Below are 21,961 nucleotides of genomic sequence, written 5' to 3'. Positions count from 1 at the left end.
AAGCTGATATTGAATTTGATGGAGATGGATAATGAACGACAGTTGGGCTAATTTCTTTCCTTACTTTGCTGGAGCTTTTAAGCTTATTGTATTAGGGATAGGAGCCTACTTAGCCATTAAATGGCATTTTGACGAAGAGCGAAGGGTAAGAGAAGCGGAAGGTGTGGTGTTTGATAACCCAAGTCTCATGAAAAAGTTTGCGAAGACGCTAACTCTGCCATTCCTTTTGTGTCTTCTAGTTCTTCTTGTTATATATGCTACCAACTGGTTCCTGTACTGACAGCGTTATTGTTTGTTGTAGTAAAGTTGAATGCTGCCACCTCTGAGAGTCGAGCCGTAGTTGAAGTTAACGCCTATGCCGAAATTGTCCAACCAATCAAAGGGCTTTGGTGCATAAAATAGCCATCCTATAGAAGCTTCGTAGTAATGCGGACTTCCAAGTTCGTCGCTTAAATCATGCGAAAGGTCGACTCTTTTAATCCCAGTAAATAAAGCTTGCTCACCGTGATAAATATTGTAGTAACCGGTGATTTCATTAGATAGGTACCAACCTTTAGGGTTGCCTATATTGCCGTTATTTGCGCTTCCCCAGCTGTGCCCAATGAATGAATTCAATGTCGAACTGGCATGCCATTTCCCCCAACTTGTGGGAGATGTGTATTTGGCTTTAATGGATGGTTGAACTATTGCCGCCCATGCTGAAACGTTAACGGCACGGCCGTCTAGGATTCTTCCAATGATGGAGGAAAGTTTATTATCTGTAGAGAATGAGTTTTTATAACGCATAAGGTGAGTCGTCGTTCTGGTGCTAAGGGTGACGTTTTCACTTGCTTTGTATAGATACCCATAACCAATCGATGCACCGTATGTCCTTTCCTTGAGAAGATCCTTACTTGTGCCGAATAGTTTGAGATCATTCTCTGTTTGTATCGTAAATGCCTTAAACGACAGCTCATGTAAGTCCTCGCTGCCCTCTATGTCAAAGTTAGTCGTGTAAGGGAGAACATATACGGATTTGCTTCGACGTTCATTGATTGACTCGTCAGTCCCGAACTCTGGGTTGGCGGTATCAAATAATGCATTCGGATCAAAGTCGCCAATACCAAACGCAATTGCGTCAGTGTCGGACAGCAAAACCGCGATAGAAAAACGTTGTTGGAGAAGGTTGCTAATTTCCTTATCTAGTGGATCTGCTTGAGCAGTGTGAGGAAGAGAGAGTAGGAGAGCGAGCGAAACGACTCGCCACTCCACTGAGGCGAAGTTGGGTTGGAACATTTTGGCTCTTTCAAATGGTTCATGCATGGAGTTTTTGGACGTACCGGTACGCTAACATTAGTTTAATCGTTGAATGGTCTGTGTAACTTTGAGAAATCTATGTTTTCTCATATTGATATGAAAAAGTTCCTTAAACGAGTTTAGCTTCAATGTGTATGCTGCACCAGATTTGTTTAGCAACATCATTCTTTTCTGAAGATGTAGCAAGACTTTGTGGCTAGGTTGCATTATTTTCTTGAATGCGTCTCTTGAAAGCAAAATCGCAAACTTTTTTATTGCCTTGGCGCTCAAGAAAATCTGAATCGTTCACTGTGCTACTGGTTAACTTCGAAAACTTGTAAGCATCCTGTCTGCCAACATCACGACTAATATCCTCACGGAGTAACCCTAAATACGTCAGATAAACAATGGTTTTTTTGAGCTTTAGAAGAAATGTTCGGACCTTTGCATATTACGCGGTCGTGCTCAATCCAAAAACTGTATTTTGTATGTGTTCTCAGTAAATCATTGATTCGATCTATTCTTCAAAATGTGGTCCCTTTTAATTCACTTTCTGTTACATATTTTTCGTTTTGAAAGAGCATTTTAATTTGCATCTTTTGAAAAGATCTCTTTGTTAAATTTTGTATAAAATCAACTAATTGTTGAAATTAGAACCCTTGTCAAAAAGTCATTAGATTTCATGTTGAATAGCCTCTTTTACCTAATGGTATACTCTATTTGTTTGATATAATTTCCGGCAGTTTGTATACCATAAATAAAGAGAGTCTATTCATGTTCCAGAACTTAACGATCAAGCAGAAGATAGTGATTCCGCTGTCATTGATTATTGGATTGTTTATTGTGAGCTCTGTATTAAACGTTATGACAAGTTGGAAGCAATCTGAATTGAGTGAGACACTCAACGAACAGATCGTGCCGAACTTATTAACGATTGAGGATGCTTATCGCGATCTTTACCAAGCAACATCTGCAATCCAAGGTGTTGCACTTTCTGATACTCAAAACGATATTGATCATCACATCGGTGAATACAAAGACAACGCCTACAAAGCACTGCCACGTATGGAACAAATGATTGAGCTATCACAAGCCGGTGTGATGCCTTCTACACATGGTAATGAAGTTCGAACGCTTGTCTCTTTGGGTGAAAAATGGTTAGTAAGTTATGAAGCGATGCTACGTTTACCTCAATCTCAATGGCGTGGTTACTATAATGAGCACAAACATACCTTTGAAGACCAATTTATCGAGGTTAGAGCGCAGCTTAACGTTGTAAAAGATGCAATAGAAGAAAAGCAAAACCAATTGAAGGACGAAATATCAGCGGCTGCAACAAGAGCAGAACTCATTCTTGAGGCTGGCATTGTGATTGTTATTTTTGCCGCTATCGCGATGGCTTTTTTGTTGTTACAAACGGTTGTGAAGCCTATCAATGATATTAAAAATGCGATGACAGAAATTGCGTCCGGTGAAGGTGATCTAAGTCAGCGAATCGATGTAAAAACACAAGACGAAATTGGCAATTTAGCAGACGCATTTAACCAGTTTGTGTCCAAAATTCAAATGACAGTCGCTCAGGTAATTGAAAGCTCAAATACCTTACGTAACGAAATGGCAAATCTTAGCTCGTTGACCACGACCATCGCGAACTCGACCGTTTCTCAGCAAAAAGATAGCGAGGCGGTAGCGGCGGCAGTGCATGAAATGCAAGTCACCAGCAGAAATGTAAGCGATAGCGCTAACGAAGCTGCGGTTGCGAGCCAAACAGCGAATGATGAACTTACCAATACCAATGTTATTTTGGATCAAACGGTTAGCTCAATTCGTAGCCTCGCAAGTGAAATCGAAAGCGCAAGCCACGTCATTAACACATTGGATCATGATGTGAGTAACATTGCGTCCGTACTGGATGTAATTCGTGGTATTGCCGAGCAAACAAACTTATTAGCGCTTAACGCAGCCATTGAAGCGGCTCGCGCTGGAGAGCAAGGGCGAGGCTTTGCTGTGGTAGCGGACGAGGTTCGTTCTTTAGCCAGTCGTACGCAACAGAGTACGGGAGAAATCCAAACCATGATTGAAAAGCTACAATCTGGTGCAGGACAAGCTGTAGAAGTGATGCGCGGTAGCCAAAATAGCAGTGATGAAACGATCAAGTCCGCTGGCCGAGCGAGTGAATCCCTTTCTGAAATCTTGAACGCGATTTCACGTATGAACGAGATGAATACACACATTGCAACGGCTGCGAGCCAGCAAAGTACAGTAAGTGACGAAGTAAATAGCAACGTACAAGGCATTGCAGACAGTAGCACTTCAATTGTGGAAATCGTAAACCAAGCGCGAGCTTCTTTAGCCATGTTGTCAGAGCAAACTCAACGTTTAGATCATCAGGTCAGTCAGTTCAAAGTATAAGCTTGAGAACAGCAATCTCACTGACGAAATAACCCGCTTCTTAGCGGGTTATTTTTTAGATAAGTGGCGAACCTGACTTGTGAAATTTCGACTATATTTACATTCCTTTCTCACTTTAGTTCGTATACCAGAGTGGGCAAATAACCCTAGACAGCGGTAACAAACTCTGTACAGCGTGATGATGCTTTTATCATCACTTTTGCTGCTTTTTAACCATTGCAATTGCACACAGGAAAATGTGATTTCCAACCCAAAATCTTCAAATTTGAGAACTTCATAACACCTTTACCATAAACGTTTTTCGTAAGCGTATAGAACTGTAAATTTTGTTGTATGTACAACACTGGGTATTTATCATCCTAATTAATTTGTTCTGGATATACATCCTTTAGTCATTATTAAGTCATTCTAGAAGCTTTTAATAAGGAATCTTGAAGGCTTGTCGGTAGATAAGAGAGAAAAATTCATGAGACGTAAAACCACGCTATCTCTGCTGATTGCGTCGAGCCTTTTTGTGGTTGGATGTCAACCTAGCGAAGAAGGATCGAGCCAAGGTGGTGGTCCTGCGCCCGCAACCGAAGTAGAAGTGTTAACAGTGCAGCCAACGCGCCAAGCATTGACAGTAGAGTTGCCGGGTCGTAGCCGAGCATTCAAAGAAGCGGAAGTTCGTCCGCAAGTCACTGGCATTATTTCGGAGCGAAATTTTGTTGAAGGTGGCCTTGTTGAACGAGGGCAGTCGCTATATCAAATTGATGATTCATCATTTCAGGCGGATTTGCTGAGCGCTGAAGCGGAATTAATCCGTGCGCAAGCTGCGGCAGAGTCGACCTATGCCACGGTGAAGCGTTACAGAACCTTGATCACCAAAAAATCCATCAGCCAACAAGACTTGGATGAAGCAGAAGCGGCATACAAAGAAGCGAAAGCGCAGGTCCTAGTCGCAAAAGCCAAGATCAACACAGCAAAAATCAACTTAGATTATACGCAAGTCAAAGCTCCGATTAGCGGGGTGATCGGTAAATCGAGTGTGACAGCGGGTGCGTTGGTTACGGCTAACCAAGCTGCCAAATTAGCGACCATTCAGCAGCTTGACCCTATCAATGTTGATATTGTGCAATCATCCGCGCAACTGCTGCGTTTGAAAGCATCACTCTCCCAAGGCCATATGCAAGAAGATGACTCTGCGCAAGTTACATTGATGCTTGAAGATGGCAGCACTTACGAACACAAAGGCACAATGAAATTTACTGAGGTCAATGTGAACGAAAGTACGGGCAGCGTGACGCTTCGTGCCGAATTCCCAAACCCTGACGGTTTGTTGCTACCTGGAATGTTTGTTCGTGCGACGGTCATTACTGGTGTCGACCCTGATGCGATTCTAATACCACAAAATACGGTATCTCGTGATGCGACAGGTAAAGCGACAGTGATGACGGTTAATGGCGAGAACAAAGTGGAAGCGAAACCAGTGAAGACTGCCGAAGCGATCAATAGCCAATGGCGCATTATTGATGGTTTGAACGCGGGTGATAAAGTCATTACCGCCGGTTTACAAAAGGTAGGGCCAGGCAGTTCGGTAACTATCCAAAACGGTGAACAGGAGTAATCATGGCACGATTTTTTATCGATCGTCCGGTATTTGCTTGGGTTCTCGCGATTCTAACGATGTTGGCGGGGGTAATGTCATTATTCAATTTACCCGTCTCGCAATACCCAACGATTTCACCGACGACGATCACCATCAGTGCTCGCTATCCAGGTGCATCAGCAAAAACCGTTGAAGACTCGGTAACGCAGGTTATCGAGCAAAACATGACAGGATTAGATTACCTTCGCTACCTATCATCGAGCAGTGATGCATTTGGTAATGCGACAATTACCCTGACGTTTGATAGCGAAGCTGATCCTGATATCGCGCAAGTACAGGTGCAGAACAAACTGCAATTGGCATTGACTTCATTGCCGATGGAGGTACAAAACCAAGGTATTGTCGTCAATAAATCCAATACGGCATTTCTCATGGTTGTCGCAGTTTATTCTGAAGATCCTGACTTTACAGAAAACGATATCGGCGACTTTGTTGTAACGAATATTCAAGACCCGATAAGTCGTGTAACTGGCGTAGGACAAGTGCAGGCGTTTGGTGCGCAGTATGCAATGCGAGTTTGGCTGGACCCTTTTAAGCTTACGCAGTTCAACTTGACCGCAATCGATGTAGCGAACGCGATCAGTGAACAGAACGCGCAAGTTTCTTCAGGTCAACTGGGTGCGGCACCTGCGCAGGAGGGTCAGTTGTTGAATGCTACGATTTCTTCTGCAAGTCGTTTGAGCAGTGTAGAAGAGTTCCAAGACATCATTCTTAAGTCCGACGCCAGTGGTTCGAATGTTTATTTGAAAGATGTAGCTCGCGTTGAGCGTGGTGCAGAAAGTTATGATATTCGAGGCCAATATAATGGCTTCCCAGCATCGGGGTTAGGTATTTCATTAGGTACTGGCGCAAACGCGCTTGAGACAGCCAATGCGGTAAAAGAGCGCTTAGAACAACTGAGTGCAACGTTCCCAGAAGGGTTGCAGATTGCTTACCCATTTGAAACAACGCCATTCGTCAAAGCCTCGATTCAAGAAGTGGTTAAAACGCTATTAGAAGCCATTCTTCTTGTGTTCTTAATCATGTACCTGTTCTTGCAGAACTTCCGTGCGACGATCATTCCAACGATCGCAGTGCCTGTCGTATTGCTCGGAACCTTCGCTATTTTGTACGCGACTGGATTTAGCGTAAACACGTTAACCATGTTCGCGATGGTTCTGGCTATCGGTTTGCTGGTGGATGATGCCATCGTTGTGGTGGAAAACGTCGAGCGTGTGATGCATGAAGATGGGTTGGAGCCCAAAGAAGCGACCAAAAAATCGATGGGGCAGATCACTGGTGCCCTGATTGGTGTGGGGTTGACGCTTTCAGCGGTATTCGTCCCTATGGCGTTTATGTCTGGTTCTACCGGGGTTATTTACCGTCAGTTTTCAATAACTATTGTGGCGGCTATGACGCTTTCCGTTTTGGTTGCGATAATTCTGACTCCAGCATTATGTGCAACATTACTGAAAAAAGGCGATGCTGAGCTTCTAGAAAAGAAAGGCTTCTTTGGCTGGTTTAACCGCAAGTTTGATGCGATGACAGCTGGCTATGAAACCGGTGTTGCTAAACTTTTAAAACGCACAGGTCGCATGTTGGTTGTATTTTTGGCAATGAGTGCAGGTGCTGGCTGGTTATTTATGAACCTTCCAACGTCATTTTTGCCAGATGAAGACCAAGGCACAGTATTCTCAATGGCTATTTTGCCGCCTAACTCAACACAAGAGCAGACGGAAAAAACACTTGAGAAAATGCGTGACTTTTATCTAGTAGACGAAAAAGACAATGTAAAATCTGTCTTCTCCGTTGCTGGATTTAGTTTCGCAGGCCAAGGCCAAAATATGGGTATGGCATTTATCGGCCTGAAAGATTGGTCTGAGCGTGAAGCGCCAGGCGCCGATGCCGCTTCCATTACGGGCCGAGCGATGGGGTACTTCTCTACTATTAAAGAAGCTTTGGTGTTTGCGTTCGCCCCTCCAGCGATTCAAGAGCTAGGTAACTCGACAGGTTTCGATTTCTATCTCCAAGACTCGTTGAATAAAGGGCACGATGCATTAGTTGCGGCTCAAGGGCAACTTCTGGGCATGGCAGCACAAAACCCGAAACTTGTTGGTGTTCGTCCAAACGGTCAGGCAGATGCGCCAATGTACAAAGTGAACATTGACCACGTCAAACTTCGTGCTTTGGATGTCAGTATCAATGACGTAAACCAAATCCTGTCAGCTGCATGGGGCGGGGCTTACATTAACGATTATATTGACCGCGGTCGTGTGAAGAAAGTGATGGTGCAAAGTGATGCGGAATACCGCATGCAGCCAAAAGACTTCGATTCATGGTACGTACGCAACGCTAAAGGAGAGATGGTGCCTTTCTCTGCTTTTGCGAGTGGCGAGTGGACCTATGGGTCTCCTCTTTTGCAGCGCTTTGATGGTTTGCCAGCAATGAATATTCAAGGCGGTGCAGCTCCTGGTGTAAGTACTGGTGAAGCCATGGAAGAAATTGAAGCAATGGTAGAAAAGCTACCAGAAGGTTTCACGGTGAACTGGAATGGTATTTCGTATGAAGAGCGCCTTTCCGGAAACCAAGCGCCGATGCTATATGCGCTATCTATCCTCGTCGTATTCTTAGTTCTTGCCGCTTTGTATGAAAGTTGGTCAGTACCTTTCGCCGTGGTGTTAGTTGTTCCTCTTGGTGTGCTTGGTGCTGTGCTTGCGGTAATGACGCGCAGTATGGATAACGATGTGTTCTTCCAGGTGAGCTTATTAACTACGGTCGGCTTGGCAACCAAAAACGCCATTCTGATTGTTGAGTTTGCAAAGGACTACTATGAGAAAGGCGCTGGGCTTATCGAAGCAACCTTACATGCTGTTCGCGTTCGTCTGCGCCCAATTATCATGACATCGCTTGCTTTTGGTTTGGGTGTGGTACCACTTGCTATCAGTTCAGGTGTGGGATCGGCAGGTCAAAACGCAGTAGGTACCGGCGTACTTGGTGGCATGATCAGTGCCACGATATTGGGTATATTCTTCGTCCCAATCTTCTTTGTAGTGGTTGAGCGATTGTTTGATCGACGTGCGAGAAAAGAGTCGGAGGCAGAGTTGTCTGAGACCAGCACTAAACCCACTCAGCAAAGCGAGTAGGACTTGGTTGTTTTAACTGAGTTATACTAGTGATAATAAACACGATTAAAGGGCGCTTCGGCGCTCTTTATTTTATGTTTTCACTTGGTGGTTACCGTCTATGACGCGAGCCTGAAAGACGGCGTGTTGTGTGCAGTATCAGCACAGCCTTTTCGGCCGAATGAAAGCCTAAAGAAGAAAAACGACGATGAAAGATCAGAAAATTTCCCCAATTTCCGTTTTGGATCAAAGCCCTATGTTTGTCTGCGGTGTGATGCAGCGCATGTACCGCAATCGTGCCCAAGCCGAGCTGTCTCGGCAAAATTTGATGACACTAGAAATGGCAAGTGCACTGGCCGCTTTAGAAGAATTTCAACCTATGAGCCAGCAAGCGTTGGCTGATGCGGTTCGAACTGAGCGAAGTGTAGCAAAGCGGATGGTGGACAATCTGGAAAAGAGAGGGTTTGTTCAAGTTTCTAAAAGTAAATCGAATCAGCGCCTTAAAATGCTAAGCATGACAAAAGAGGGAGCAAATGCTTTAAAGCAAGTTCATCAAATCATGACGAATTTACAGAAAGAGTTTTTTTCTTGTTTGTCGGAATCTGAAGCGAGTGAATTTTTTCGTCTGGTAAGAAAGCTCACTTTTGCGAATCACGACCAGTAACTGACATCAATGCCGTTTAGCGTTTTTATTTTATCGCGGACCAATTATATTAAGCTGTAGAACTTAAGAAATAGGATGCCCAACGTACAGGTCACGGTAGAAAGCACCGTAGTGAGTGCGATGATATTTGCAGCTAACGTGGCATTGCCTCCCATGGAACGCGCCATGACATAGCTGGCAGCAGCGACTGGAGAGGCGTTCATAAAGAAAAGAATACCTAGCTCAATTCCTCGAAACCCTACTAAGTAAGCTCCCATGGTGATGATGACTGGCGCTACGATGAGCTTGTAACTGCTCGCAAACCAAGATGGACCTTTCTCTTTTCTCATCAAGCTAAAGTCAAGTGAGCCACCCGTACACAACAGCGCCAAAGGCAATGTCATTTTGGACAAGTAGTCTCCTGCGTCAATAACCACATTCGGTACTGGAATAGCGAGTAAATAAAAAGCCATTCCTAGAACAATGGAGATTATGAGCGGATTCCTAGTCAGTGTTCGGCCCATCATCTTTGCTGCTTGCGAGGCAGACGTTGCCCCCTTGGGCGATAAGCAAATTACCGCTTGGACGTTATAAATAAATGTGGTGACCGCGACATAGAGCGCTGCTAGCGCCACACCTTGAGAACCATACGCATTGGCAACGTAAGCGATACCAATAATACCTGTATTTGCTCGGAACCCACCTTGGATGAGAACGCCTTGGTCAGGCGATGCTTTGAACAGAAGTTTGACGGAAAGGTAGGTGAAAATGAAAAACGAAATACTAGCGATGACGCCGAAATTGACGAATCCACTTGCCGCGGAAAAGTCGTGTTCTGAAGCCACAATGCTGACAAATAACATCGCAGGCAAGGTAACTTGAAACACCAGCTTAGAGCCTACTTCGATAAAATTATCGTTGATTAGACCAAAGCGCTTAAAAAGAACGCCAAGTACCAACATCAAACAGATAGGTCCGGTTATCGACAAAGAGAATTGCAACTGATGTAAAACAGCTTCCATGTAAGTATCCGCAGCAAAAGAAAAAAGTGTTCCTGCTGCCTATTAAGCCACAAACCCGGAGGGTAGGACAGTAACGTAATGAAATTTTCTTCTGTTGTAGGTTCCGGAGTCATTTACACTCCAAGTTATGGACGAGGTCCCAATTTAACAAAGCGGTACTGGTCCTACGTGCGATATGTTGGTTAACTCGTTGTCGTGATGCATCCACATGCGTATTAGATGTGAGGGCTGGTCATCGTAGTTATGGATAGGAGTTCATCAATGAAAAGGAAACACAACAAAACTGTACTGTGTGCGTTTGTCTCTGGTTCGGTATTTGGTGCGGTTTTGGTCATTGCGATGTCTTTACCAATGTAATCCTCTTAATTCGCTGTTGGAACACTCACACTAATTCAGTACAAAACAGATTGAGTTCTGCGGTGTGTGCTGTTAGTTTAAAAAACATGAAAATACACGTTCGCCCTTCATTAACAACCTTCTCTTGGTGGCGCTCTAAATAGAGCGGCGCGGAATACTTACATTCTTAAGCTGCTGGATGGTAGCTAAGAGTGTTTGATCTTTTTATCTCCAGTAGCGATCTATTAAATACTTGGAGACAAATATGAATAGCCATAAAAATACATCTCAGCGTGAAATTATACTTACCGGAGATCGAGCAACAGGTCCATTACACCTCGGGCACTATATTGGTTCATTGCAACAACGAGTCAAATTGCAAACGGAGCACGAGCAAACGATCTTGGTCGCGGACATGCAAGGGTTGACGGATAACGCGCATAATCCATCAAAGGTATCCTCTAATATTCTCAATGTCGTTGCAGATTATTTGGCTGTTGGTATCAACCCCGCTCAAACTACGATCACGTTGCAATCTCAAATTCCAGCGTTAGCCGAGTTGACAATGTATTACAGTAATCTTGTTTCTATCGCACGATTAGAGCGAAACCCCACGGTTAAAAATGAGATTCAAAGTAAAGGCTTTGAACGCTCTATTCCCGCAGGCTTTTTAACGTATCCAATTTCTCAAGCTGCTGATATTACGGGGTTTCATGCGACGCTAGTACCAGTGGGTGATGACCAGCTGCCGATGTTAGAGCAAACTAATGAAATCGTGAGAAAAATAAACCATCTGGGTGGAAAAGAAGTTCTTAGAGAATGCCGTCCATTACTTAGCGATGCACCTCGTTTGCCGAGTACTGACGGTAAAAATAAGATGTCTAAAAGCATGGGGAACGCAATCAACTTAGGGGCCTCCGAAAAGGAGATTTCCGCGGCAGTGAAATCTATGTATACCGATCCCAATCATCTGAAAATTGAGGACCCAGGCCAAGTCGAAGGGAATATTGTATTCATCTACCTCGATGCTTTTCATCCTGATAAAAATTATGTCGAACAGCTAAAAGACCATTATCGACGAGGTGGATTAGGTGATGGTTTGACCAAGAAAGTGTTAGAAGAATGCTTACAAGAAATGCTTCGCCCTATTCGAGAAAAGCGCGCTATGTATTTGAATGATAAAGCGCAGCTGATTGATATTTTAAAACAAGGTAGTGAGCGTTCTCGCGAGAAAACCGAAAAAGTGCTATTTGATGTGAAAGATGTATTTGGTTTAAATTTGTTCTGAATTAAAAGTAGAGAGTTGAACATAAGGCACGACGGCTGGTTAGCAACGTGCCTTTTTAAGTTCCCAGTCAGTCAAAGCGCATTATTAAGAAGAAAAAAATTCACGACGAAAATCCGCGACTTCTTGTTGGTAATAGCTTTGCCATTCCGGTTCTGACAAATTTGAATGGCTAGAAGCTCTTTGCGTTCTTAGCTTGGACTCAAGTTGTTGTAATGCTTGTTGGTAATCTTTGACTCGTTTTTTTTGCTCTGTAATTTGCTGCTGACGAGCATGAATGTTTTTACTTTCTTCTTTCGTTAAGTAAGTTCGTTCTAGCTCTGCGATGATCGCCAAGCGATCTGGTAGGCTCATACTATTAGGAATCAGGGTGACCGCACGCTCATATTTTTCCTGTTCGCTTGTTAGCCCGATAGCACCTGCATGTTCTTGCCAGTCAATGGTGAGTTGCTCGAAAGCTCGCAAAAAGTTATCTGGGCTTTGAGTGTCCAGCTTTTGGGCTTCTAAGTTGAAATCGTACAGCGCGAACTCATCCGCAAAAACAACATCAGCCAATTCCCCCCAGATGCTTCTTGCTTCGTTCTTCAGCTGTGCAACACGCGACGCCAGTGATTGTTGCTCATCAAATAACAAATTTCCTACACTCTCTTGCCATTGGCTGCTGAGCTGAGGGTAGTTCGCCAAAAGCTGGAATCGAGCTGAAGATAAATGCGCCTCAAACAAGGCGACCTGCTCTTCACAACTACGGTTCAACATACACTCTTGCCAAAACGTCTCAAGTTCGGCGACAAGTTTCCTGCCTTTGAGTTGAGTTAATCGCTCAGTCGTTATTTGAACTGTGGAAGGGAGCTTAGCGGTTTGTGGTGAAGTATCTGTATCGGGCACGATGCTGCTTGTTTGTGGTGATGTACTGGAGACATTCTGATTTTTTGTCTTAGGGGAAGGAGAGGAAGCGAGCTCTTCTTTTTGAACATCGTGACTGAAAGTTAAAAATATCATGCCCGCCATAATGGCGGACATGATTATCAAAGCGATTTTCTTCATGGCTTGATTGTTGCGCTTACTGGGAAATGGTCAGAAAGGTTGTAGTGTTTCCATAAACTCTCTGCGGTTGTGCGCGGCACGTCTACACGGTTGTCATTGAATGATTTCACCCCGTATTCACTACTCACCATAACATAGTCAAGGTATTCCACGTTTTCGCCACCTGATAACGCTTCACCTGCGAAGTTATTGATACGGGGATCAAAGGTTGACTCCGTGTAACCAGAGTAGTGAGGCTCTATGGCACTTAAGTTAGCGATCATTTGTTGGTAGTCACCAGGGAACTTTCTTTTGTTTACGTTAAAGTCGCCGCTGTATACCACAGTTTCGCTCGAAGGAATGTCAAGAGATTGGGCGAGTGTGCGGATTTGTTTGAACTGGCGCTGACGATACTCACGGGCGGTGTCTGTATCGAAAGATGCGGTATGGGTAGCAAACACATGGTAAGCCTGACCACCTTTAATTATTTCCGCATAATTTACGCCTTTATCGGCAAAGCAGTCTGTACCAGAGCAATCGGGAAAGACATATTGCGCTTCGTTCACGATAGGGTAGCGACTAACTATGATTACGCCACCATCATGAATATTAACGCCTTCTTTATCTAACATCTTTGTTTGGTAAGGATATTCCTTGGCTAACTCACGTAAGAATGCTTCACGGCCGCTGGCAAACACCTCTTGCAGCGCCAAAACATCGTAACCTTTTACATGTTGAGGAATCAGTTCGTAACGATCTCCAATGTGCGATGCAATAGCCGTCAACGCCCAGATGTTATAAGTCATCAACTTAAGGTTTTGTTCTTCGTTGTCGACAGACTCCGCTACCTTGCTTGGCGTGATGGTGTAGTAAAGATCATCATATCGAGCGGTACTGTCTGACTTAAATGCCAGTTCGGTTTCTCTCGTACCAAAAGCGTTAGTGTTGGCACGATGAATGTTACGATCATCTTTGAGAGATAACTCGACATCGGCTGCGGATAAGCCGTATTCAATGGTCGAATTGTACCAATGGCCTTCCATTATTTGATTGAGTGTTATGCTTTCACCTTCGGGGCTAGAAACCACAGTTTCAAAACGGTAAGTTTGATTTGATTTCACGCCCTCCCAGCGGTTGAAGCTTAATACAGATTTAGTTTCCCACGGACCAAGTACCTGCACATGTTGTTGCCACTCGTCTCCGTATTGAAGCAAATCACTACCTTCATGTTTTACTTGAATAGTTAACGGTTGATCAGAGTTATTCGTTAGGTAAACGTCGGTATCTGCAATGCTGGGTAACGCTATCAAGCTACTTAATAAAAGGCTCCACTGCGAAAATTTCATCTTATTTTTCCATCATTTGAACTAGAGTAATCATTCTTGTTTATAAATGTTACTTGCACGTTAAATATGGATGACACCTAAGCCAGTGTTGAAAATTGTTATCAGAATGTGATCTTTATTCAATGGTGAGGGTGGAGGTATTGAGTGTGTTGCCGTTGAAGCGGTGGAAAATAATACCAACAGTCAACGAATTGCATTCACTGCAATCAAGCTGTCATCTTTGCTCTATAAGTTGTGCGGCGTCATTCATCTAGCCATATGGCTAGAACTCAAATTGATAGATGGAGCACCATGGCTAGAGCAGTAAATCCAACCGATGAAACCATCATTAAATTGTTACAAGAGCAAGGTCTGATTAGAAGTGAAGCAGAAGCGCGTTTAAAGAAAGAGGTGTACCGCTTGCAGCCTAATGAGATAGCAAAAGTAAAAAATTATGCCCAGCATTTTGGGATAAACGCGAAAGAAAAGCTCATCGATGAGATCTTGGATCTGCGCCGAGAAGCGCTCATGAAAAGATGTAGACACAATAAGGAGCATACGAGCCTATCTCTAAAATAGCATGTGATAAAACTATCAATTACTGGTCAAGATTTGATCTCTCAAGCCGATGTATATAAGAGCATTCAATGATATCGAGCGCAAAAAACAGTGTGTTTTAGAGGTTAAGCTTTCACTTAAGTGAGAGGTTTGGAAAGGCTGCGGGGAGAAAGTGCATGCGTATTAAAGACTTAAGTGTCGTAAAGAAAATATCGGTTAGTTATTTAACCGTTTTTGCCGTGTTTGGTTTAGTGTCAGTAATGTTGGTGCAAGGTTTGTTAACACTGAATAAAGACATCTCAGTGTTAACAGATAAAAGTTTACCTTCTGTTGCGATTTTGAAAGGTATCCAAGTTGATATTACTAAAGTGCGTAAAGATGAGTTCTCTTTATTGCCAAACGCAAATCACCCCAAAATTGGTGAGTGGTTAAAAGGCCTCGACCAATGGCGTTCTGATGTGCAGGCTGGTATTGCAGAATACGAAAAGCTCGACCTTAATAAGCGTGAAACGCAGTCTTTTAGCGTTTTTAAAGAAACTTGGAATCAATACATCAAAGAAACGAAGACTTACAACGCACTGCTAAGCCAAGGTGATGCTGAAAGTGCAAATGATGTGATTTTATCGAGTTTCGATACCTACTCAAAAGCGTTGAGCAGCTTGGATGATACCCTCGCGTTGAACGATGAGTTGGTGAATTTGATTGGTGAAGAAGTACAAAGTGAAGCGGCATTTACACAATACAGCGCTGCTGTTGGTGCGCTCGTCGTCGCATTGGTCATGGTAATGTCTGCCATGTTGCTTTCTCGAGTCATTTGCGGGCCTGTTGATCGAGCATTGGAATTCGCTTCTAAAATCGCCAAGGGTCAATTGAATAATCAAATCGACGAAAGTGAATTGAGCAAAGACGAGTTAGGAACGTTGCTTAAAGAGCTTGTCGGTATGCAAACAAACTTACATTCGCTGGTTTCTGAGATTAATGACTCAACGATTCAGCTAACGGCAGCAGTAGAGGAAGTGAGTGCTATTTCTTCTCAGACCGCCTCTGGTATGCAAAATCAACAAATTGAACTTAGCTCGGTGGCTTCTGCGATGACAGAGATGCAAGCTGCTGTAAGTGAAGTGGCACAAAATACCGAAGTTGGCGCAACCTCTGCTTATTCGGCTGCGGAAGTGGCAAAGCAAGGAACGGCGACGTTACAACAAACTATCGCAGTAATTGAGCGTGTATCACATACGATCCAAGAATCAGATGAACTGGCACGTGAGCTTGAATCGAGCTCAAACAATATCAATGTGGTCGTCGATGTGATCCGCGGGATTGCCGAGCAAACAAACTTGTTAGCATTGAACGCCGCAATTGAAGCCGCTCGGGCTGGTGAACAAGGACGTGGGTTTGCTGTTGTGGCAGATGAGGTTCGTTCTCTGGCGCAACGCACTCAAGACTCCACTTCACAAATTGTGGAAATTGTTAATCAGCTACAAGAGAGCAGCAGTAAAATAGGGCATTCAAGCCGTGATTGTCAGGAGGGTATTTCTCAGTGTGTTGAGCAAGTTAATGATGCTGATAGCCAGATAAAAGAAATTGAACATTCTGTCGATAACATAGCGCAAATGAGCACACAAATCGCAACGGCGTGCAGTGAGCAGAATTCTGTATCCGAAGAGCTGAATCGCAGTGTGGAGCATATTAATAGTGCTTCAACAGAGATGGCTGAGGGAGCTTCACAAACGGCTGTGGCTTGTCAGCAGATTAGTAGCCTAGCGCACAACTTGAAAACTCGAATGGGTTCATTCCAGCTCTAGTTGTTGTGTTTCAGCTTTATTCCTAACCTCATTGCTACAATAAATAAGCCGGACGAAATGTCCGGCTTATTTATTCTCTGTCTATATAAGTTGAGAGTATGCTCAACCTTGGGAGAATATGCTCGCTAGGCTGGAATACCACTGTGAAACTTAAAATCTGTATCTGGCGTAGAAATTAAATCTGCCTCTATACGTCCAAAGTAGGCGATGCGCTCGCTGATATCTTTGCCTGCGATTTGCTCCGCTAATACAAGATAATCCTGGTAATGGCGTGCTTCAGAACGTAATAAAGAAATGTAGAACTTTGCGATATCGTCATCCATATGTGGTGCTAGTTTGGCAAAACGCTCACAAGATCGGGCTTCGATGTACGCACCAATGATGAGTTTATCGATCAGCGTTTCCGGCTCATGAGTCTTCATATGCGAAATCAGTCCTTTAGCATAACGACTTGCTGGAATATTTTTATACTCAATTCCACGACTTTCCATGATCTCTAAAACTTGATAAAAGTGGTGTAACTCCTCTTTTATCAAAAGCACCATCTTATCGATCAAATCTTGGCTGTATGGTGAGTCGGACTTAGCCATGATTGACTTAGAAATATTGCTCTTGCCTTTTAAAGTTTCCAATGAGCCTACGTTACGGTAAGCAAAATCTTCGTAGGGCTTAAACCAGTCAAGTAGAGCATGTGAACTGGATTGGTCAACGGCATACTTACGAATTAAAAACATGGCAGATTGGCCAGCTTTTAGTTCGCACAGTAGGTGGTCTAACAAAATGGTTTGAAGGTTCTCTGGTTTCTTTGCTTCCTCTACCCATTCATCAGGTGTACTGCATTGCAGAAATTGGTTAATGGGAGCAAGAAGATCTTGATAGGCGTCTAGATTCATCATTTTAGTTTTAGTACTTCACATTTTTATTGGGCATATCCGTTGTCTTGCGGATAGAAAAAAGGCTGCAATTGCAGCCTTTCTTGATCTGAAGTGAATGTTACCACTTTTTCTTCTCGCCGAAGAGTGCTTCCATGTCATTGTCACGCTCTTTGTCAGCAATCTGCTGCATTTCGGCATCGCTTTTATCTTGGCGCTTTTTATCTAAGTCACCTAACATCTCTTCAAGCTTTTGTTTCGCTTGAATAGAATAAGGATCGCTCTTAGTGCTCAAAGCATCGATACCTTTACGCAGCAGTTGAAGCGCGGTGCCTGGTTGGCCACGAGAGATAGAGTCGTTTGCTCTTTTGATGACATTTTCAATGTTGATGCGAATTTGCATCGTTTCCAAGCGCGCATTTTCGGTGACGTAGGTCTGGGTATCCAATCGGCCTTTGTTGTGCTCGTTACGGATAGTGTCGCGAAGTCGTTTAACCAGCTTAAGCATGACGATAGCTTGTTTGTCACTACTCGGCATCTTGAAAGTGGTACTCTCGCCAGTAGGGCCATTCTCTTTTAGCTGCGTAATCTGCTGCTTCATATTTTCGATACGTTGAGCAAGTTGCTTGTTCTTAGGGTCCAGCTCATGCATGCTCTCTAGCGCGTCAAGAATACGATTGTTTAGACACAGCAACAGCTCTTTACTAAAAGGGATATGGTGCGCATGACCAATCAACTCTTCAGTACCATCTATCAAGGCTACATATCGTGCTGATTCCTGCCTTTTTGCGGTTTCAACTTTAACCTTATATTGCAACATAATGTTATAGCCTAGGATTAACACCAGTAGGATGGCTACCAAAGCGATTATTAAACCAATATTCATATCTTTGCGTCTGCTTTACTTTTCTGCGGCTAGCGTTAAAGAATACATGAATCTTATCTTACTCGGCACCTTATTTGTTTGATTATTTTGTCTCTCCCACGTTTTAGTTACTGATAGAAGTCACATCATAGAACTTCGGTCATTTATTGGCTCAACTTTGTGCATATTGTTTCTTGCTTGAAGATTATTAGTATGTGATTGAGGTATAAGTTAGAAATTGCTGTTCATTTCGATTTGAACGCGTTATAACTAATTATTATATCGCTCGCTTGAGTGGCCAATAAACTCTCTCATGAATAAGTAAGGGATTACGATGAAACTGCAGCAGCTGAAGTATATTGTTGAGGTTGTAAACCATAATCTGAATGTATCTGCAACGGCGGAAAGCTTATATACCTCTCAGCCAGGTATCAGTAAACAGGTTCGGTTGCTGGAAGATGAGTTAGGTATTCAGATTTTTGAACGTAGCGGTAAGCACTTAACGCAAGTGACGCCAGCTGGAGAAGAAATTGTACGTATCTCTCAAGAAATTCTCGCTCGTGTAGAAAGTATCAAAGCGGTGGCTGGAGAGCACACCCATCCAGAAATGGGGACGCTGAATATCACCACGACACATACGCAGGCTCGTTATGCACTGCCAGATGTCATCAAAGGTTTTACTTCTCGTTATCCAAAAGTGTCGTTACACATGCACCAAGGTACACCGTCACAAATGTCTGAGGCGATAGCTAAAGGCACTGCGAATTTTGCGATTGCGACAGAAGCTCTTCACTTATATCAAGATGCCATCATGCTGCCTTGTTATCACTGGAATCGTTCAATAGTTGTGCCTAAAGACCACCCACTAGCGAAGAAAGACAAAGTAACGATCAGTGATCTTGCCGCTTACCCATTAGTCACTTACGTGTTCGGTTTTACTGGTCGTTCAGAGCTGGATACAGCATTCAACCGCGAAGGTTTAACCCCGCGAGTGGTGTTCACGGCAACTGATGCAGACGTCATTAAAACTTACGTTCGTATGGGTATTGGTGTGGGTGTGATTGCAAGCATGGCTGTGGATGAAGAGCAGGACGGTGACTTGGTTGCAATAGATGCGAGCCATTTGTTTGGCGCGAGCACCACGAGCATCGGCTTCCGCCGTGGTACATTCTTACGCTCTTACATGTTCGATTTTATGGAGCGTTTTGCACCGCACTTAACGCGTCCAGTGGTTGAGCAGGCGATTTCGTTGAAGTCTAATGCAGAAATCGAAGAGATGTTTAAAGACATCGAGCTTCCGGTGAGATAACACTTCATTGATGTTTCGATTCCCTCTACAATGCGCTCGTTGTAGGGGGAGCTATGAAAACGCAATTTCAGTTTATTAATGACTGCTTAATCGAAAACCAATCTTTGTGGCGATTCGAGCCTTTTAAAAGCAGCATTCACACATCATTACCTTGGCAGGAGCAACATCCTCGACTGTGCCAATGGCTAGCGTCTCTTACTCCCTCTCAAATCGAAGAATACAAAGCAGCACCAGAACTCGCGTTAAAAGCACTTAGTCCGTTTTTGCCTGAGCTTGAACAACTCGCAAAACTGACTCATTTAGAGCTTTTGTCGTTAAACGGCTTGGAACTCGCTCGTGGTTTAGATAACGGTATTCCGGGACGTAAGTTGGAGCAAATTAGCTCGATGGGTGAAGCTGCAATTCAACAACACTGTGGCGAAGAATGGCTAGAATGGTGCTCAGGTAAAGGTTACTTGGGGCGAATCCTGACCACGCAAACCGATCAGCCTGTAACCAGCTTTGAATACCAACAAGCACTGTGCGATTCGGGACAACAAGCAGCCAATGAACATCATTGGAAGATGACGTTTATTCAAGGCGACGCGTTTGATAGCAAAGCGAAAGCCGTGTTTAAGCCAACGCAACACGCAGTAGCACTGCATGCATGCGGTGACCTTCACGTTCGTCTAATGCAGTACGGCAGTGAAAATGGGATTGCTGCGATGACCATATCACCTTGTTGTTACCACTTGATTCAGTCGGAACAATACCAGCCGATGTCGGAATCGGGCAGGGCTTCTTCTCTCTCATTGTCTAAGCAAGAACTGCGTATCCCATTACAACAAACGGTGACGGGAGGAGAGCGCGTGCGTCGTCATCGTCAGCAGGAAATGATGTTTCGTCTTGGGTTTGATTTGATCACGCGACAAGCTTTGGGAATGGCAGAGTATCAGCCTGTGCCGAGTATCCGTAAGTCGCAATTAAGTGATGGTTTTGAATCGTTCTGTCGCTGGGCAGCGGAGCAAAAAGGCATTGTTCTTCCTCAAGAAATCGATTTCTCTCATTTTGAAAAGTTAAGCGAACAACGCTTCTGGCAAATGGAGAGAATGAGCTTAGTGCAACTTGTTTTTCAACGTCCGTTGGAGATCTGGCTCGCATTAGATAAAGTGCTTTATCTTGAAGAACGTGGTTACCGTGTTAGATTGTCAGAGTTTTGCCCTAAATCGGTCACACCTAGAAATATTTTAATTTGTGCATATAAGATTTAGTTATTCTTTATAGCCAAACGCTCTATATGAAAAAGCCCACTTATGAGTGGGCTTTTGTAAACAAAACGTGACAAGTTATGTTTTATTTTGTCATTAATTAAACATAGCGATAGCTTGAGTTGGTTCAACGTATTCCAAGTCAAAGCTTTCTGCTACTTCTTTACACGTTACTTTTCCGTGAATAACGTTTAGACCTTCAAGGAAGCCTTTATCTTCTAGAAGTGCTTCGCGGTAGCCTTTATTTGCTAACTTCACGATGTATGGAAGTGTAGCGTTGTTGAGTGCAAATGTTGAAGTGCGAGCAACTGCGCCAGGCATATTTGCTACACAGTAGTGAACCACTTCATCAACGATGTAAGTTGGATCTGCGTGAGTTGTCGCGTGCGAAGTTTCGAAACAACCGCCTTGGTCAATTGCCACGTCAACCACTGCCGCACCAGGCTTCATCTTAGCAATGTGCTCTTTAGTGACCAGTTTAGGTGCTGCTGCGCCAGGAATTAGAACGGCACCGATAACAAGGTCCGCTTCTAGAACATGCTTCTCGATAGCGTCTTCAGTAGAATAAACCACTTTTGCGCGACCTTGGAATTCTTCGTCAAGCTTACGAAGTGTGTCTACGTTACGGTCTAGAATGGTGACGTCAGCGCGAAGGCCAACCGCCATACGAGCAGCGTTTGCACCAACAACGCCACCACCAACGATAACGACTTTTGCAGGTTCAACACCAGGTACGCCGCCTAGGAGCAGACCACGACCGCCGTGCGATTTTTCCAACGTTTGCGCGCCAGCTTGGATAGACATCCGACCTGCCACTTCTGACATTGGTGCTAACAGTGGCAAACGACCCATATTATCTGTTACAGTCTCATAGGCTATACAGACAGCTTTGCTCTTGATTAGCTCATCAGTTTGTGGAAAATCTGGTGCTAGGTGTAAATAAGTAAATAAAATTTGCCCTTCGCGGAGCATTGCTCTCTCTACTGCTTGGGGTTCTTTTACTTTTACAATCATGTCTGCTTGCGCAAATACGTCAGCAGCATGAGGGAGAATGGATGCGCCGACAGCGATGTAATCATCGTCTGAAAAACCAATGCCGGCACCTGCATTGGTCTCAACTAAAACTTGGTGACCATGTGAGATGAGTTCTCTCACGCTAGCTGGGATCATACCAACACGATATTCGTGATTCTTGATTTCCTTAGGTACGCCAATGATCATCCTGTATCCTCTTT

Annotated in this window: 17 protein-coding genes; 10 read left to right on the top strand and 7 right to left on the bottom strand. The window is 43.9% G+C overall.

The features are described from left to right. Positions 1-31 precede the first annotated feature (31 nt). Complete coding sequence (locus tag R7093_RS13390; protein WP_005378271.1) at positions 32-280, top strand: hypothetical protein; 249 nt, start codon at positions 32-34, stop codon at positions 278-280. 5 nt (positions 281-285) lie between these two features. Here the strand turns inward: R7093_RS13390 and R7093_RS13385 are convergent, their stop codons facing one another. Beyond that, on the bottom strand, positions 286-1,275 hold the full coding sequence (locus tag R7093_RS13385) for a Solitary outer membrane autotransporter beta-barrel domain (RefSeq protein WP_167415112.1): 990 nt from the start codon (positions 1,273-1,275) through the stop codon (positions 286-288). A gap of 774 nt (positions 1,276-2,049) precedes the next feature. On the opposite strand from R7093_RS13385, the gene R7093_RS13380 reads away from it, so the two are divergent. The 4 genes from R7093_RS13380 (at position 2,050) to R7093_RS13365 (ending at position 9,100) form a co-directional block, all read left to right on the top strand. After that, positions 2,050-3,687 carry a methyl-accepting chemotaxis protein gene (locus R7093_RS13380; protein ID WP_318146689.1) on the top strand — a complete coding sequence of 546 codons (1,638 nt, stop codon included), beginning with the start codon at positions 2,050-2,052 and terminating at the stop codon, positions 3,685-3,687. 466 nt (positions 3,688-4,153) lie between these two features. Then, on the top strand, positions 4,154-5,293 hold the full coding sequence (locus R7093_RS13375; RefSeq protein ID WP_005388411.1) for an efflux RND transporter periplasmic adaptor subunit: 1,140 nt from the start codon (positions 4,154-4,156) through the stop codon (positions 5,291-5,293). A gap of 2 nt (positions 5,294-5,295) precedes the next feature. Continuing rightward, complete coding sequence (locus R7093_RS13370) at positions 5,296-8,457, top strand: efflux RND transporter permease subunit (protein WP_005378264.1); 3,162 nt, start codon at positions 5,296-5,298, stop codon at positions 8,455-8,457. Between the two features lie 187 nt (positions 8,458-8,644). After that, positions 8,645-9,100, top strand: a complete 456-nt coding sequence (locus R7093_RS13365) for a MarR family winged helix-turn-helix transcriptional regulator (protein ID WP_017635039.1) — start codon at positions 8,645-8,647, stop codon at positions 9,098-9,100. A gap of 44 nt (positions 9,101-9,144) precedes the next feature. Here the strand turns inward: R7093_RS13365 and R7093_RS13360 are convergent, their stop codons facing one another. Beyond that, positions 9,145-10,101: an AEC family transporter gene (locus tag R7093_RS13360; protein WP_025766898.1), complete on the bottom strand. Its 957-nt coding sequence runs from the start codon at positions 10,099-10,101 to the stop codon at positions 9,145-9,147. Positions 10,102-10,702: 601 nt separating this feature from the next. On the opposite strand from R7093_RS13360, the gene trpS reads away from it, so the two are divergent. Then, positions 10,703-11,725 (top strand): tryptophan--tRNA ligase, encoded by a 1,023-nt coding sequence (gene trpS / locus R7093_RS13355; protein WP_025766897.1) that lies wholly within the window; start codon positions 10,703-10,705, stop codon positions 11,723-11,725. Between the two features lie 84 nt (positions 11,726-11,809). Here trpS and R7093_RS13350 read toward each other — a convergent pair whose 3' ends face one another. Together R7093_RS13350 and R7093_RS13345 are read right to left on the bottom strand one after the other, a co-directional pair. Then, a complete protein-coding gene (locus R7093_RS13350) occupies positions 11,810-12,766 on the bottom strand; it encodes a hypothetical protein (RefSeq protein ID WP_025766896.1) in 957 nt (318 codons plus the stop codon). Further along, positions 12,763-14,091, bottom strand: coding sequence for a sphingomyelin phosphodiesterase (locus R7093_RS13345; RefSeq protein WP_005378251.1), 1,329 nt, complete (start codon positions 14,089-14,091; stop codon positions 12,763-12,765). The genes R7093_RS13350 and R7093_RS13345 overlap by 4 nt, the downstream gene beginning before the upstream one ends. 291 nt (positions 14,092-14,382) lie before the next feature. Between R7093_RS13345 and R7093_RS13340 the strand changes: the two genes are divergently transcribed. Continuing rightward, positions 14,383-14,649: a hypothetical protein gene (locus R7093_RS13340; RefSeq protein ID WP_025766895.1), complete on the top strand. Its 267-nt coding sequence runs from the start codon at positions 14,383-14,385 to the stop codon at positions 14,647-14,649. A gap of 155 nt (positions 14,650-14,804) precedes the next feature. Next, the gene (locus R7093_RS13335; RefSeq protein ID WP_047100808.1) at positions 14,805-16,433 is read left to right on the top strand and encodes a methyl-accepting chemotaxis protein; all 1,629 of its coding nucleotides are present in this window, start codon (positions 14,805-14,807) and stop codon (positions 16,431-16,433) included. A gap of 125 nt (positions 16,434-16,558) precedes the next feature. Here R7093_RS13335 and miaE read toward each other — a convergent pair whose 3' ends face one another. Together miaE and R7093_RS13325 are read right to left on the bottom strand one after the other, a co-directional pair. Continuing rightward, entirely contained in the window at positions 16,559-17,329 is a 771-nt protein-coding gene (gene miaE, locus R7093_RS13330) for a tRNA isopentenyl-2-thiomethyl-A-37 hydroxylase MiaE (protein ID WP_005388968.1), read from the bottom strand. A gap of 97 nt (positions 17,330-17,426) precedes the next feature. Then, a complete protein-coding gene (locus R7093_RS13325) occupies positions 17,427-18,191 on the bottom strand; it encodes a hypothetical protein (RefSeq protein ID WP_033905073.1) in 765 nt (254 codons plus the stop codon). A gap of 313 nt (positions 18,192-18,504) precedes the next feature. Between R7093_RS13325 and cysB the strand changes: the two genes are divergently transcribed. Both cysB and R7093_RS13315 read left to right on the top strand, forming a co-directional pair. Beyond that, positions 18,505-19,479: an HTH-type transcriptional regulator CysB gene (cysB, locus tag R7093_RS13320; RefSeq protein WP_005388967.1), complete on the top strand. Its 975-nt coding sequence runs from the start codon at positions 18,505-18,507 to the stop codon at positions 19,477-19,479. A gap of 53 nt (positions 19,480-19,532) precedes the next feature. Continuing rightward, the gene (locus R7093_RS13315; protein ID WP_025766893.1) at positions 19,533-20,729 is read left to right on the top strand and encodes a methyltransferase; all 1,197 of its coding nucleotides are present in this window, start codon (positions 19,533-19,535) and stop codon (positions 20,727-20,729) included. A 93-nt stretch (positions 20,730-20,822) separates the two neighbouring features. Here R7093_RS13315 and ald read toward each other — a convergent pair whose 3' ends face one another. Next, positions 20,823-21,947 (bottom strand): alanine dehydrogenase, encoded by a 1,125-nt coding sequence (gene ald, locus R7093_RS13310; RefSeq protein WP_005378241.1) that lies wholly within the window; start codon positions 21,945-21,947, stop codon positions 20,823-20,825. Positions 21,948-21,961: the final 14 nt, after the last annotated feature.

It is taken from the genome of Vibrio sp. 1580 (genome assembly GCF_033340055.1).
This window is presented reverse-complemented; position numbering and strand designations above follow the sequence as displayed.